Origin of the sequence: Neobacillus nitrireducens (assembly GCF_030915405.1) — a bacterium.
Lineage (GTDB): Bacteria > Bacillota > Bacilli > Bacillales > Cytobacillaceae > Neobacillus.
Genome location: NZ_CP133262.1, coordinates 2,696,296 through 2,712,389, shown reverse-complemented (window position 1 = coordinate 2,712,389; position 16,094 = coordinate 2,696,296). Strand labels below are relative to the sequence as shown.

Below are 16,094 nucleotides of genomic sequence, written 5' to 3'. Positions count from 1 at the left end.
TCGAGTAAAAAAATGTTAAAGAGCTTGGATTCCAAGCTCTTTTTCAATAATCACAATGACTCTAAAAATTCCCCATTTCCACATGATAGTTTTTCTCGGTAAGAACTTTGTGCAACTGCTCAATATGATCATGATTTTTGGTCTCGACTGAAATCTCAATTTGGGCATAGCCTGGATAAATATCCTTACCAATCCGATGGAGATTCACCGATTGAACGTTCGCATCTACGTCGGTTATTGAGCTTAACACGCGTTGCAGTTCACCTGGTTTGTCTTTTAACGTAATCGTAAAATTAGCATACCTTCCGGATTCAACCAAACCGCGTTCGATAATTCTTGAAATAAAATTCATATCGACGTTACCGCCGCTTAACACAGCAACAACTTTTTTCCCCCGGATATTCCCCTTTTCATAAAGTAACGAAGCAAGTGAAACGGCGCCTGACCCCTCAACTAGCAGTTTATTCCTCTCCAGCAACATGAGCATGGTCCTAGCAATTTCCATTTCATCGACGCAAAAAATATCATCCACGTATTTTTGGACAATTTCAAAGGGCTTTACCCCGGGTTTTTTAACGGCAATTCCATCCGCCATTGTGGGTGTGGAAGCAACCATTACAGGATTATTTTCAAACAAGGACTGCTTCATACTTGGGCAAGCAAGGGCTTGAACACCGTAAACGGAGATATGAGGATTTTGTTCCTTAATTGCCATCGCCACTCCGGCAATCAGCCCGCCACCTCCAATAGGGCAAATTACTGCCTCCACATCCGGCAGTTGATCGAGAATTTCTAAACCGACCGTTCCTTGGCCGGCAATGATCGCCTCATCGTCAAAAGCATGAATAAATGTGGCCCCTAATTTTTCTTTGAGCTCTAATGCATAGGCGAGTGCATCATCGAATGTCGCTCCTTCTAAAATAACCTCCGCACCATATTGTTTTGTGGCAAGAATCTTACTAAGTGGTGCTCCTTTTGGCATGACAATTTTACAAGGGACACCAAGCATTTGACTGGAATAGGCCACCCCTTGTGCATGGTTTCCAGCTGATGCAGCGACAACTCCTTTGGCCAGCTCTTCCTTTGAGAGGGAATTGAGCTTATTATAAGAACCTCTCACTTTAAAGGAGCCTGTCTTTTGGAGGTTTTCAAGCTTTAAATAGACTTCATTATGGGCAAGCTGACTAAATGTTTTGGAATAATCAAGGGTAGTGGTATGGACAATTCCTTTCATCTTCTCGCGTGCAATGATGATATCATCGATATTCACGTTTTTATCCTCCTCCGAACACCAAGTTCTACTATTTAGGATGTACTGGAGAAAATAAACTATGTCCAATTTTACAAAGTTATAACATAAAGGGGGAACGTAGCCGGATAACAAAATAAAAGCCGCAATTCCTTTATAAAAAGGAGTAGGCGGCTCTACTTTATTTATTGATTCTGATAAACTTTCCTGCTGATGTTTGTTTTAGAATTCGTTTTAAACGGCTTTCTTCATACCGGCATTTGTATCAGAATCACCTTTGACAAAAAGATTGCCAATGGCGTAGAAGATTGCTGCAGATACAAGGCCAACTACAGCTACTGATAAATGCGGTGCAAAGTAATTACAGTATAACGCGATAGCTGCTGACAAGATCCATACGATAAATGACATTGGTCTCCAGCTTACTAAATTAGCAGATTGCTTTTTACTAAAAACTAAACGATCCATAATTATGATTGCTCCGATTGGCGGAATGATTACTCCAAGAAGAACAAGCCAGTTGAAAAAGTGATTATATATTCCGGAAACTGCAACGATTAGGCCAACCACTCCAATAATAACAGTGATAGGTCGCATTTTTTTACCTGTCATATGAGACCAGCCAACTGCCCCGTTATATAAACAGTGTGTACCAACAGAACCTAAATTGATAAAAACAAACAGAATGGATAAAACTGTAAGCAATGGACCATGCCCAGCCAATACTGACATGAAGTCTCCCCCTGTTGAAGCCGGATTAGGGATGACACCAGTTGCAACAACAATTCCTCCTACAAGTTCAGCGATAAAGTTCCCGATTGGGAATGCAAATATAGTGGATAAAGCCCCTTCACGACCATTTTTTGCCCAGCGGGTAAAGTCTGCTGTCATCGTACCGGAGTCGGCAAATCCAGCAAATACTAAAGTAACAGCAGCTCCAAATGACATGGCATTTGAAACATGAGGGTGGTAATTAAGAATATCAGAGTTTCCAGATTGGAATGCCATTGTAATTGCAATTACTGCAATGAGAATGTAAAATGGTGCAGCAATCCAGCCTAAGAATGATAGTGCTTTAATCCCGACATAAGTTACAGCTACATAAAGGACTCCGCCAATCACTGTCATTAATAATAGGCTTGCCCCAAATGACCCATGCATTGTAGCGCCAGTTAGTCCTACCTGAAGGGCAAACCAGCCAATTACAACAGTAGAAAGTAATCCGGAAATGAGGTAATATCCTTTACGTCCAAAAGTCTTCTGTGCAGTAAGAGAAAAGTTCAATCCGCTCCGGCCAGCATCATAGCTCAGTAACCCTACCATAACAAACAATAGTAGATTTCCAACCAGCATCGCTAACGCACCGGCTTTAAATCCAAGTTGAGCCGTAATAAGTCCGCCGATTACGGCACTGGTTAATACCATTGGGAAACCAAACCAAACAGCTGCTACAGATGATAATTTTTTTCGATATTCTTTTGGAACGGGAGTGTGTTCAAACTCCGGGTCTAATAACTTTTTATCAACATTATTAGTTGACATATGAATCCTCCTAATGGAATCTATTTTTTATTTAAAGGTAAGAAAGTATAAAATTCGACTTTGAAAATTGTCTAGCTCCAGTGCCCTTGCGCTTTTCTAATTAAATTCACTTCCAACCCGCTGACAATACCAAGAGCGATATCTGTTCCGGATGAAGAACCAATTTTTAAAACTTCTTGTAAGGCAGAAATTAAATGCTCCTCTTCCCCGGTTAACGCTAAATGGAGTAATGTAACAATCGATTCTCTTACTTTACCTGCCGATGCCATTTTTAAGGTCATATAGCTGATATCATTTGTTAAAGATTGCGCACTAGTAACTACATTTTTATTAAAACTTTGAAACGATAAACATGGGCAATTAGGTAAATGAAAAGTGGCCATTAATCCTGTTAAGAAGTCATCCCCCGATGGTGTTAATCCAGGTCCTAAACCTATGAGCCTAGTTGCATGGCGTAAGGCATCAGCCACATTATTGTTTACTAATGAGCATAGAAATGAATGAGCTCTTTCTTGAAGCATTAGTTCCATTTCAATTTGAAATGGATTTTTAGTGTGTAAATTTCGCTTCATTCCTCCACATTTGCCAAACTCTTCGATCTGATTCTTTATAATGATTAAGTTTTTTCTCAGCTGCGTATCATTTACTGGATAGCTAGGTAATAAACATTCCCACTTTTTGATATCATTCATTGAAATAGCGATTTTATCCTCAATATATAGAGAGTTGTTGTTCGTAAAAACGTTATTAGTTAATTCAAGGTGGCTGTCTGCAAAACTGTTAATATTAATCACGATTGAATTTGGTCCATTATCCAAACTATTGCTTGCCAGGGTGTATAAATCGCCAGTTTTCCGGCACTTAATATTTACTGTTTTATTAAAAATACTATGAATAAATCCGTTAAACCCAGAATGGACAATCGCCTGGACAAACTCAACATCACCAGATAAAGCTTGTATCATATAAATCACCTCTTATCTGGAAAGTTTACTGAATCTAAAAGGGCTTTTGGGAAAGGATCCCTCCTTTTATATATATCATTTTGGTAAATAAATCGCTTTCAAATGACCTTACAAGAATATTGTAAGTGGCATCTCTGTTGGAGTCATTGTATAAGAAAACTAAAAATAGAGGCATTCGATTATGCATTATATACGAGTGATTTGTATGGAAAAGGGTAATTAGTAAAAATATAGGTGTTTTCAAGAGGCGATAAGACCTACTATTTAATTTTTAGTTGGAGAGGATTATAGCCATTTGTAAAATGTATAATAATTATATTAATGAAAAGATGAGGAAGTTGAAAGATGAGTAAAAAACATAGAGTTGATGCAAAGGATGAAAACCTTCATGCCTCATTTAGTAAAAACTATCAACCCATTCTTATGATTGAATCTGGTGATTCTGTACAGTTTAAAACCCCAGATATTGATTGGGGAAACATACCGAAAGATGGAAAACCAACTAGGTTTGAATCAAGGGAAAAAGAAGGTTTTTGGGGGCATCCTATGATTGGGCCGATTGCCATCCGCGGTGCAAAGCCAGGAATGACCCTGGAGGTTAGAATAAATGATATTGTTCCGGGTTGGTATGGTGTCAATTGGGCAGGCGGCCATACTAACTGGCTGAACCAACATCTAAAGTTAGTTGAACAATTGGAACGAAAGTTGGAGTGGCTAATCGATCAAACAAATAACAGGGCCATCACACAAGTTGGCAATCGTTCTATTTCTGTCCCGTTAAACCCATTTATGGGTGTGATGGCGGTTGCGCCAGCTGAGCCAGGGGTTCATTCCACAATGCCGCCGAGATATTGTGGGGGGAATATTGATTGTAAGGAATTAATAAAGGGAAGTATTTTGTATCTGCCAATTGCAGTAGAAGGTGGATTATTTTCCGTAGGCGATGGTCATGCTGCACAAGGGGATGGGGAATCATCGGGGACTGCGATTGAATGTCCGATGGAACTTGTTGACCTTACCTTTATCGTAAGAGAAGACATGCAACTTAAAATGCCTAGAGCCAATACACCTTCGGGCTTAATAACGTTTGGTTTTCATGAGGATTTAAATGAGGCAACCATTATGGCTCTCCAAGATATGTTGGAATTAATTCAGGAACTCTACCAAGTCGATAAGCTTGAAGCTACTGCCCTGGCAAGTGTTGCAGTAGACCTAAGAATTACCCAAATTGTAAATGGGGTCAAGGGGGTACATGCAGTATTACCACATGAGACATTAAGGAAGATTTGAATAAGGTAGGATGAACTGGACACAAGGAGTGTTCAGTTTTTTTGATTGGCAGTAATTGTGAAATATTATCATTGTATATTATGCCTAACTGTTAAGAAGATTTTTTGGATTGGTTATACAATGACGTTTTTAAGCCATCCTTCTAAAATAATCGTGTAAGCCTTTTTCAAAATCAACAATATGAAGAAGTACTTTCTCTTCTGCATTCACAGGAAAGGGGTCTTAAACTCTACTATCGGTAAAATCTATCATATAGCTTTAAAAATAAATATTGGAGGGTAAAAAATGTCTATTAAAGTGGTATTTAAGAAAAACACATATATTGATTCAGTATCATTAATGACACTATCAAATCGGGCAAGTGATATTGAAGGCGTTGACCAAGCGATGATCGCAATGGGTACGGATATGAATAAGGAGGTTTTAAAAAATATCGGTTTAAGTACCCCTGAGATTGAAGGAGCAAACAGCAGTGATTTGATGATTATTGTAAAGGCAGCTACTGAGGAACTCTGTGAGAGCGCATTCATCCAAGTAGAAGAATTATTTACAAAAAAGGCAAAACCCAAAGATGCAGGCGACGTAAAATATTCCACTATTCCATCTGCTGCAAAGAACATTCCGGAAGCAAACTTGGCGGTTATCTCAGTAAGTGGTGCATATGCTGCCAGAGAAGCTAGAAAAGCACTCGAAAACGACCTGCATGTGATGTTGTTCAGTGATAATATCAGCCTTGAAGATGAAATTCAGCTTAAGAAATTAGCACATGAAAAAGGGTTATTAGTGATGGGTCCAGACTGTGGAACAGCAATCATTAGTAATGTCGCACTTTGCTTTGCAAATGCAGTAAGAAAGGGCAATATTGGAATCGTTGGTGCATCTGGAACAGGAAGCCAAGAAGTTACCGTTCTTATTCATAATTTAGGCGGTGGAATTACACAGTTAGTTGGAACCGGGGGAAGAGATTTAAGTGAGGAAGTCGGCGGTATTATGATGCTCGATGGAATCAGAGCACTTGAGGCGGATCCTTCTACTGAGGTCATTGTGTTGATTTCTAAACCACCACATCCAACGGTTGAGAAAAAAGTGCTAGCAGAAATAAAAAATTGTACAAAACCAGTGGTAGTTTGCTTCATGGGCGGTAAGGAAGACGCTGCTGTTGAAGCAGGCGGACATTTTGCCAAAACAACAGAAGAAGCTGCATGGAAAGCTGTTGAACTTGCTGGAGTTAAAGTAAATACCCTTCGTTCTAGCGAGTTAAATCAAGAGCTTATCAGTGAGGTTCGTGCAAAGCTTTCTCCAGAACAAAAGTATATTCGCGGCCTTTTTAGCGGCGGAACCCTTTGTGATGAAGCCATGCATGCAGCAATGGAGAAATTCAATGATGTCTACAGCAATATTCAAAGGGATCCGAAATTTCTTCTTATAGATACAAATGTCAGTGCGGGACATACTTTTATCGATTTTGGGGATGACCAATTTACTCAAGGTAAACCGCACCCAATGATAGATCCATCTACCCGACTAGCAAGATTTGCTCAAGAAGCAAAAGATCCATCTGTCGGTGTTATCGTCATGGATTTTGTTTTGGGATTTGGAGCACATGAGGATCCAGCTGGGGCTTTCCTTCCTGCAATTATTGAAGCAAAACAATTGGCAGAAGAAGAAGGCAGACATCTTGAAATTGTTGGATATGTACTCGGAACAGAATTAGATAGTCAAAATATAGAAGAACAAAAGGATAAATTAGCAGCTGCCGGTGTAATGCTTGCAAACAGTAACACTCAAGCAGGATTATTAGCAAGCGAATTTGTTGTGAAAGGAGCTTAACGATGAACAAAATTAATGAGCTTTTTAATCAAAAATTAAACGTAATTAATGTTGGTGTCGACCTATTTAAAGAAGATATGGAAAAACAAAATGCAACGGTTACTCAATTAGAATGGACTCCGCCAGGTGGAGGAAATCCAGAGCTAATTACTGCACTTGATAAACTTGAAAATCCTGAAATGATAGAAAAAATTGAAGCTGCTAACAAATTAGCCGTTGAGAGGATTATCAATTCTCATCCGGTTCTGATTGGATATGATCAAGCGATTAACGTAGTTCCTGGTATGACTAAAACAACGATTCTCCATGCTGGCCCTCCCATTACATGGGACAGAATGAATGGACCAATGAGGGGAGCTGTAACTGGTGCAATTGTATTTGAAGGATTAGCTGAGACAGTTGAAGAAGCTGCACAGCTTGCTGCATCTGGAAAAATCACCTTCTCGCCTTGCCACGAGCATAACTGTGTTGGCTCAATGGCCGGGGTTACATCTGCATCCATGTTTATGCACGTGGTTGAAAATAAAACTTATGGAAATATTGCCTACACGAACTTATCTGAACAGTTGGCAAAAATCTTACGGATGGGCGCCAATGATCACACCGTTATTGAACGTCTTAACTGGATGCGTGATGTATTTGGTCCGATGTTACGGGATGCGATGAAACTTGCAGGTGAAATTGATTTGCGTTTCTTGCTTGTACAAGCTCTTCATATGGGCGACGAGTGTCACAACCGTAATGGTGCAGGGACACTATTATTAATGCAAGCTTTGGCTCCGTACCTTTTACAAACCGATTTTACAACAGAACAAAAGAAGACAGTATTTGATTTCATTGGCAGCTCTGATTATTTTTCAGGCCCAACCTGGATGGCAGTTTCTAAATGCGCCCTTGATGCTGCACATGGAATTGAAAATAGCACCATTGTTACTACGATGTGCCGCAATGGTACTGATTTTGGGATTCGCGTCAGCGGTATGCCGGGCTTTACATGGTTTACTGGTCCAGCGCAAAAGGTTATTGGACCTTTATTTGCTGGATATAAGCCGGAAGATGCAGGGTTAGATATCGGTGACAGTGCCATCACTGAAACATACGGTATCGGTGGATTTGCAATGGCAGCTGCTCCAGCAATTGTCCCACTAGTAGGTGGTACTGTCGATGAAGCAATAGGCTACTCAAAGAAAATGACTGAAATTACAACTGCAGAAAATCCAAACATTACCATTCCATTGCTTGATTTCCGCGGGATTGCTACTGGTATTGATGTCCGCAAGGTTGTTCAAACAGGTATTCTGCCAGTTATTAATACAGCAATTGCTCATAAAGAAGCTGGAATTGGAATGATTGGTGCCGGTATTACCTACCCGCCCGCAGTTGCTTTTGAAAAGGCTCTGCTTGCATTTACAGAAAGAATTACAAATAAAGAATTACAGATGGCATAATAAATAAATTTAAACGGACCCCATTTATGGGGTCTTGTTAATCAGGGGGAGAGCAGCTTGGAGAAACTAGTAATTGTCGCAATCGGAGGTAACTCGTTAGTAAGGGAAAATGGCCGTGATTCCGTTAATGATCAGTATGAAGCAGTTTGTGAAACAGCAGGACACATTGCTGATATGGTAGAAGAAGGCTATTCTGTTGTCGTAACACATGGAAACGGACCACAGGTTGGATTTGGATTAAGAAGATCGGAAATTGCCAATGAAATAGTAGGTATGCCGGCTATGCCGCTAGTGAACTGCGTGGCAGATACACAAGGAGGGATTGGCTACCAAATTCAGCAAGCATTAACAAATGTATTTGTTAAAAGAGGAATCAATAAAAAAGTGGCTACGGTGATAACGCAGGTTGAAGTAAGTAAGGATGACCCGAACTTCCTCAATCCAACAAAGCCCGTTGGATCGTTCTTTACGCTTAATCAAGCCGAAGAAATGAAAAAGGAACATCCTGATTGGATTTTCATGGAGGATTCCGGGCGAGGTTACAGGAGAGTAGTTCCATCTCCAAAACCAATCGATATCGTTGAAAAGGACGCCATCAAATCATTAATTGAATCTAGTTTTGTAGTAATTGCAGTTGGTGGCGGCGGTGTGCCGGTAGTAAAAACCGCTGATGATTCCTACATGGGTGTTGATGCTGTAATCGACAAGGATTTTGCAACAGGCCTATTGGCTGAACAAATTAGTGCGGAGACATTGATTATCACAACCGGTGTTTCCAGAGTGTGTATTAATTTTGGTAAACCCAATCAAAAGGCACTTGATAAAATTTCGGTCAATGAAACGAAACAATATGTCCTTGAAGACCACTTTGCTAAAGGCAGTATGTTACCTAAAATTGAAGCCAGTCTTAACTTTCTAGAAAACAACGGGAAACGGGTTATTATTACCGACCCAAAAAGCCTTAAGGATGCTTTGAATGAACAAGCAGGTACTCATATTCTTGCTCAGTCAGAATGTTTACAAATAGCTCAATAAACATAAAAGTGGCCCTATACTTTAATATAGGGCTATTTTTTATTGATGCAAACTTGGAAGTAGATAGGAAATTTTTATAGCTAGTTGAAACTGTAATAATTCCTCGGCATTTTTCAAATCTGTTCCAAGAAGTTCCTTTATTTTTTCAATCCGATAGATAAGTGTATTCCGATGAATAAAAAGCGCTTTTGCCGTTTCACTTAAATTAAGATTATTTTGAAAGTAACTTTCTAAAGTATTTAGGTAAGAGGTATCGTGAAGTTTGTCATGTTCGTGTATCTTTCCAAGGCTTTTCATAAAAAAGTCCGCTAATTCCTGACTATTAATATTAGAGCCTAGTAAATGGTAGACAGAATAATCTTCAAAATGAGTGACCCCCGTATGATTCTCCAATTGTTTCATCATCCGAATGGCTTCATGTGCCTCTGTGAAGCTTTTGTGAAGCGCAGTAATCGATTTATACTGGCTCCCAATTCCAATAAAAAAGGAAGTATCCCTGATTTCATTAGTTAGGATTTTATAAATATCAGCACCAAAAATCTTTGCTTCTTCTTTTGTCTTAGAATGAATAAAGTCCTTTTTACCAATAAGAATAATCACGCGATTATTACGGTAAAAGGAGGTAAGTTCACCTTGTATTTTTCGTGAATCATCATAAATGAAATTGACACACTTTTTCGCGATGTTTTCGAGCTTAAGCCTTCTGGCAATCATATCATCGTCTCGATTGATATTCACTTGGTTAATATCAATCACCATACAATAATACATATAGTCCGATTTTAAACCATGGAGATCACAAAGAGTTTGAACATTATCATTTGAGGAAAGCTTCCCGGTTAATAGATCATCGAAAAAGTCCTGTCTTATTTTTAATTTTACTTCCTCTATTTCCTGTGCTTTGATCCTTTCGAGGGCCATCATTCTCGAGACATCCTGCAGGATAACATAATCGAATTCTGACAGTTCGCTAACTGATTGCCATACCACAATATAACCATAAATATATTCGGAAACAGCTACAGGGAGAATTCGACATTTTACCTCAAACTCATTTGCTCGATAGATCCGTGTGATTGCCTTTTTAAACTCTTTGATATTTGCCGGAATCGATTCCGTAAATTCTTCTGAGAACAAAGATCTATTTTTTTTAAGGGGAAGGCAAGTAGTAAGTGGTATTTTATTATCTTCAAGTTCAACATAATGCAGTAAATTCCAGTCCCGGTCCACGAACAGAATAGGATTATGAATCAGTCTTGCCAGTTCTGATGAAATTTTATCGATGCCCCCACCTTCAAGCGAGATCCGAAACAAATTATTATGCATGTCCAGAGCTTTTCTGTTTAATAAGTCATAGACCCCAGCTGATTTTTCATTAATAATAGAAATCACTTGTGATAAGGTATATTCAAATGGCAACTCTAAAAGTGGAAAATTATATTGATTAGCAAGGTCAATCATGTTTTGCGGAATTTTATCAAAATACCGTTTCATCTTTATACAAAGACCGGAACAATTGATTTCGGCAAGTTCCTTAATAATGCGATTCTGTAACTCCACGCTATCTTTAAAGATATAACCCGTAGATAGGAGCAGTTCATTTGGTGTCAGCCAATCAAATGTATCTGGGTTCTCCATAATGTTGACAATCGCTATCTTATTATTGATTCCTTTTTCACCAGCAACAATTCGAATTCCTTCAATTGATTTAATCTTTAGTAAGTCTTTAACAGTTAACATTTTTTCACCTTCTTTGTGGAAACGGACCATTATTCGCAGTTTATGATAGATAATATATCACTAATATTCTTTCATACAATTAGTCAATTTAAACAATTTGATGAATTATATATGGAAGTTAAACCTTAAACTATTAAATGTTTTTGTAAAAACGCAAAAACCTGCTTTAAGGCATTTTGCACAACAGGGTTTTGAAAGTCTTTGTCAAACACATGCTCACCATTTGGAATGGTAATTAGTTTTGCTTCCACTCCTTGTTTCACTAATGCTCCGCGCATATAGACAGACTGCTCGTAAGGAACATCCACATCTTTTGTTCCATGCAGCAGTAAAGTAGGCGGGTAATCATTGGTAACATTGTGCAGAGGGCAAAACTTCATGAGTTCTTGTTTATGGAGATTTGGATTGATTCCAGAAATTTCTTGGATCCATTCACCTGTCTGCCTTGCATATAAATACAGTAAGAAACGCTCGTCAATGGAGCCTTCTGTAATCACTTGATTAGTTACAAGCTTTTGGGCTGTTTCTTTCGGGACAGTGACCTTTTGACTGTAAAATTGATTAGGGGCGGTTGCCCATTTAGATGTTATATCTCCATATCCATAGAAAGAGACAATGGCACGTGGTTTATGCTGGAACATACCGGTACTTAGAGCAAGAAAGCCGCCGGCAGAGCTGCCTACAACCGCAATTCTGCTGGAGTCAATCGAATATCGCCTTGATCCTTCGGTTTCAATCCAGTTTAGAGCATCATGGATGTCTTCAAGTATGTCGGGCAATTTTGTTTCCGGTGCAAGTCGATAATCAATGGAAAAGAGCGAAAATCCATTATTTAAATAGAATTCGACCATTTCCTCCTGAATTTCTTCTCTAGTCCCCCAAAGAAGCCCGCCACCATGGATGTATACCACAGCTGGTGATTGCTCCTTCATTGTTCCATAAAAATCAACGTGAAGCGCAAAACGCTCATCTTCTTTATAAACAACTGTATTCTTCTTCATAGATATCATTTCCCATCCAATAAGGTAGTTCTAAAGGATATTGTAACATTTTTTATGTTCTGTTTAATTAGTGAGAATGCAAACTGCTCTCTTCCATCCAATAAGCTTCCCGGATATTGATCTGCTTCCGAATTTTCCGGGTGACATCGATTGTGATTTCGCCTTCTTCGTACAAGTTCTGAATGGCATCTCGTTCTGCTTGAAATGCTTTCACATGTAATTCTCTTTGTAATTGTGTGTAGTGAGTAGAATCTGCGCCTTTTTTAGCTAGTTTTAATTTCATGATCAATTCGCTATATTCTCCGATAATCGCTAAATAGATATTTGCATTTTCAGAAGTCATTTGCTTCTTCGAATACTGAATAGCAGCTTTCGCCATGTTTACTTTAAGTCGAATGACCTTTTTAATTTGTGCTTGGCGTTGTTTAAGCTGTTCTTTGTTATCTGGTAGAAAAAGATGAACGACCTGGTACAGACTTCTTTTAACCAAGGTCCAAATAAACAATCTTCGATAGCGGATTCGGTTGGTAACCGCAAGCCTCATCCGTTGAATATGTTCCTCAGACATATAAGCCATTTCACGATCAATTTGTCCTTCTTTTTTTAATTTTTCAATATAGCTGGTCTCGGCATCGAGGGCCTTCATCCGAATTTCCGTTTCTACTAACTTCAGTTGATCGTTGTTCTCCTCACTAATAGTGGTAAGCCGATTTCGGAGTTGATTGTACGATGAAATAACAGAGACTGCTGCTCCACGATTCTCATCATTCATCAATTCACGAATCGAACGAATGGCGGAGTCAATCGTTCGGATCAGGGCGACCCGCTCCATTTCCTTACCAAGTTCATCTGCGTTTCCTTTTTCGGGCCGTGCCAGACTCGGTAAGAGGATGCTTGCTGCGACTAGTGTAACCAGAATTACCCCGGCAGCGATAAAGATGAATAACGAGCGCTGCGGAAAGGGACTCCCATCCGCCAATACATAGGGAATCGTAAATGCCCCAGCCAGTGTAACGGCTCCTCTTACACCAGAAATTGTAAGGATGCCAACCGCCCTCATAGACGGCATTTGAATTTGCCTTTTCAGCCATCCCCACTGCCATGCTGCCATAATCCACAAGAAACGAAGGACAAATAGGGCAGCAGAAATAATGAAAATATACTTGCTCACCTGCCAATTATTAAACAGCGGGTCTTGAAAGATTTCACTGATTACATTCGGTATTTGCAGGCCTAACAGCACAAATACTAATCCGTTTAAAATATAGATTAGAACGGTCCATGTACTTTGGGATACCAATTGCAATTGCATGGCAGGCGATTGATCCCGATCTCGAAAAATGGTATGAACGATACCTGCTGCAACGACAGATAAGATTCCTGAAAGATGAAAATGCTCAACGATGTAAAAAATCACGAATGGGGTAAGGAGTTGGATCAGCATGTGAATGGTTACATCTTCCATCCCCAACCGTCGAATAAAAATTTTCAGTTGAATAATAAGAAAAGATAGAAAGGCGCCGCCGACGATGCCTCCAATCGAAATCACTAAAAAGCTCCAACTTGCGTCAACCAATGAAAAAACGCCCGTTACTGTTGCTGCAACGGCAAATTTAAAAGCAACTAAACCTGACGCATCATTCATTAGCCCTTCCCCTTCAAGAACATGCATAATGGTTTGCGGTATCTTTACCCTGCTTGATATGGCACTCACGGCAACGACATCCGTAGGGGAAAGAATCGCTGCTAACGCGAAAGCGGCTGGTAAGGGAATGGACGGGATAAGCCAATAAATTAAGTAACCAATCGTGTATACAGTAACGAACACAAGTCCGAGAGCCATCAACAGAATCGGTTTCCGCAATTTCCATAATGTTTGCCTGGATACATTTTTGCCATCATGAAATAGCAGGGGAGCGATAAATAGTACGAAGAACAATTCTGGCTCCATAGGGATTTGGATTCCTAACGGAAGTGCCGCAAGCAAAACCCCTAATGCAATTTGGACAAGTGGCACTGGTATGTATGGCATAAAATGATGGATGAAACTGGACAAGCCGATAATAGCGAGTAGTAAAAGGGTAAGTAGAAAAAATTCCATATCGTGTCTCCTCTCTTAAGTATTTTGTGTAACAAGGGGACTTTTCAACACGTTAAAGAACATTTCCTATTTTTTAAAAAATAAGCGACTTGCAATGTCCGAAACATTCGGTGCAGCGGTGATTATAGGAAGCGTATGGTGCCCGTGGAGGTCGAAAAAGTGGTGTTCCAACGGTAACTAGTGGAAGCGACTAGTGCCCATGGAGGTCGAAAAAGTGGCCCAACGGTAACTAGTAGAAGCGACTAATGCCCATGGAGGTGGAAAAAGTGGTTCACCGGTAACTAGTGGAAGCGACTAATGCCCATGGAGGTGGAAAAAGTGGTTCACCGGTAACTAGTGGGAGCGACTAATGCCCATGGAGGTGGAAAAAGTGGTTCACCGGTAACTAGTGGAAGCGACTAATGCCCGTGGAGGTAGAAAAAGTGGTTCACCGGTCATTAGTGGAGTCAACCAGTGCCTATAAGAAGGAGGTAAAATTCAGTAGACAAAAAAACCGGGCGATTTGCCCGGTTTGCTTTTACACTTCTACCTGTTCAACTTTCACTGTCCAGTTAAAAGGATCTTCTTTTTTCCCAAGTTGGATGCCGGTCATTTCGTCATAAACGCGTTGAGAGAGTTCACCAATTTTATAATCATTGATGGCAATTGCATGTTCATTCCAAGTTAATTCGCCTACAGGGGAAATAACGGCAGCCGTTCCTGCACCAAAGACCTCTTCCAGTTCTCCGCGCGCATGTGCAGCAAATACCTCTTCAATTGAAATTCTCTCTTCTCGTACAGGGATATTCCAATACTTTAGTAATTCAATAACCGAATCACGTGTAACACCCGGCAAAATACTGCCATTTAATCGTGGTGTTACCACTTCGCCATTGATCTTGAAGAAGATATTCATACTGCCAACTTCTTCGACATATTTATTCTCTTTCGCATCAAGCCAGAGAATTTGAGCAAATCCATTTTCATCTGCTTTTTCCTGCGCTTTCAAACTTGCTGCATAATTTCCGGCCGTCTTCACATGACCCACTCCGCCAATAACAGCCCGAACATACTGTTCTTCTACATAAATTCTAACAGGGCTTAATTGGTCTCCATAATAAGCTCCCGATGGAGAAAGAATAACGAGCAATTTATATTGTTTCGCAGGTCGAACACCAAGATAAGGCTCGGTTGAGAATATAAACGGACGAATGTAAAGAGAAGTCCCCTCACCATCAGGAACCCAATCTTTTTCTGTTAAAATCAATTGTTTAATGGATTCTAATAAAAAGTCCTCATCAATCTGTGGAATGCACAGTCTTTCGCATGAGTCATTCAAACGCTTCATGTTTTTTTCAGGGCGGAAGAGTTGAATGGTTCCATCTGCTGCTTTATAAGCTTTCATTCCCTCGAAGATTGCTTGCCCATAGTGAAAAACCATCGCGGACGGTTCGAGTGTTAATGGCTCGTAAGGAGTAATTCGCGCGTCAAACCAGCCGATTTCATGTTGATAATCCATCACAAACATATAATCAGTAAAATATTTACCGAAACCTAGAGATGAAAAATCAGGCTTTTCCTTTAAAACTTCTCTCTGAACAAATCCAATTTCTTGTTTCATGGACACACCTCTTGTCAATTCTCTACTTTCCAACGTGAAAGCAGGATACGTTCCCTTGAATAATCATTTGTAACATAAAGGATTCAAATAAGGTTGAAAATTTGTAATTAACTATATTATCTAACTATACCATTTTATTAGTACGAACTTCCATACTATAGATTTAGGAAAAACAAATTATTGAGTAATATTGGACCGTATAGATACTACCATGAAAGTGATACTATTCAAAAGTGGTGAGTGACTCAAGAGATGGTATTGAATTTTTTCCAGAAGTAACAAGATAAGAGAAT

General features: G+C 39.6%; 11 protein-coding genes. 4 read left to right on the top strand and 7 right to left on the bottom strand.

Going from position 1 to position 16,094, the window contains the following annotated elements; genetic code table 11:
* Positions 1-61: 61 nt before the first annotated feature.
* From ilvA to RCG22_RS13020, 3 genes are all read right to left on the bottom strand, one after another.
* Positions 62-1,234, bottom strand: coding sequence for a threonine ammonia-lyase (gene ilvA, locus RCG22_RS13030; protein WP_308107152.1), 1,173 nt, complete (start codon positions 1,232-1,234; stop codon positions 62-64).
* Between the two features lie 249 nt (positions 1,235-1,483).
* Positions 1,484-2,791, bottom strand: coding sequence for a purine-cytosine permease family protein (locus RCG22_RS13025; protein WP_308103310.1), 1,308 nt, complete (start codon positions 2,789-2,791; stop codon positions 1,484-1,486).
* A 71-nt stretch (positions 2,792-2,862) separates the two neighbouring features.
* Complete coding sequence (locus RCG22_RS13020; protein ID WP_308103308.1) at positions 2,863-3,756, bottom strand: oxamate carbamoyltransferase subunit AllH family protein; 894 nt, start codon at positions 3,754-3,756, stop codon at positions 2,863-2,865.
* 345 nt (positions 3,757-4,101) lie between these two features.
* On the opposite strand from RCG22_RS13020, the gene RCG22_RS13015 reads away from it, so the two are divergent.
* The 4 genes from RCG22_RS13015 to arcC all read left to right on the top strand — a co-directional run bounded on the left by RCG22_RS13015 (position 4,102) and on the right by arcC (position 9,359).
* The gene (locus tag RCG22_RS13015) at positions 4,102-5,046 is read left to right on the top strand and encodes an acetamidase/formamidase family protein (protein WP_308103307.1); all 945 of its coding nucleotides are present in this window, start codon (positions 4,102-4,104) and stop codon (positions 5,044-5,046) included.
* A 285-nt stretch (positions 5,047-5,331) separates the two neighbouring features.
* Positions 5,332-6,876, top strand: coding sequence for an acyl-CoA synthetase FdrA (gene fdrA / locus RCG22_RS13010; protein ID WP_308103305.1), 1,545 nt, complete (start codon positions 5,332-5,334; stop codon positions 6,874-6,876).
* Between the two features lie 2 nt (positions 6,877-6,878).
* Positions 6,879-8,324, top strand: a complete 1,446-nt coding sequence (locus tag RCG22_RS13005; protein WP_308103304.1) for a YlbE family protein — start codon at positions 6,879-6,881, stop codon at positions 8,322-8,324.
* A 57-nt stretch (positions 8,325-8,381) separates the two neighbouring features.
* The gene (gene arcC, locus RCG22_RS13000) at positions 8,382-9,359 is read left to right on the top strand and encodes a carbamate kinase (RefSeq protein WP_308103303.1); all 978 of its coding nucleotides are present in this window, start codon (positions 8,382-8,384) and stop codon (positions 9,357-9,359) included.
* Between the two features lie 39 nt (positions 9,360-9,398).
* On the opposite strand, the gene RCG22_RS12995 is transcribed toward arcC, so the two are convergent.
* From RCG22_RS12995 to RCG22_RS12980, 4 genes are all read right to left on the bottom strand, one after another.
* Complete coding sequence (locus tag RCG22_RS12995) at positions 9,399-11,099, bottom strand: PucR family transcriptional regulator (RefSeq protein ID WP_308103302.1); 1,701 nt, start codon at positions 11,097-11,099, stop codon at positions 9,399-9,401.
* Positions 11,100-11,224: 125 nt separating this feature from the next.
* Positions 11,225-12,100, bottom strand: coding sequence for an alpha/beta hydrolase (locus tag RCG22_RS12990; protein WP_308103301.1), 876 nt, complete (start codon positions 12,098-12,100; stop codon positions 11,225-11,227).
* Positions 12,101-12,167: 67 nt separating this feature from the next.
* Complete coding sequence (locus tag RCG22_RS12985) at positions 12,168-14,201, bottom strand: Na+/H+ antiporter (protein ID WP_308103299.1); 2,034 nt, start codon at positions 14,199-14,201, stop codon at positions 12,168-12,170.
* A gap of 517 nt (positions 14,202-14,718) precedes the next feature.
* Positions 14,719-15,801 (bottom strand): branched-chain amino acid aminotransferase, encoded by a 1,083-nt coding sequence (locus RCG22_RS12980; RefSeq protein ID WP_098262874.1) that lies wholly within the window; start codon positions 15,799-15,801, stop codon positions 14,719-14,721.
* Positions 15,802-16,094 lie beyond the last annotated feature (293 nt).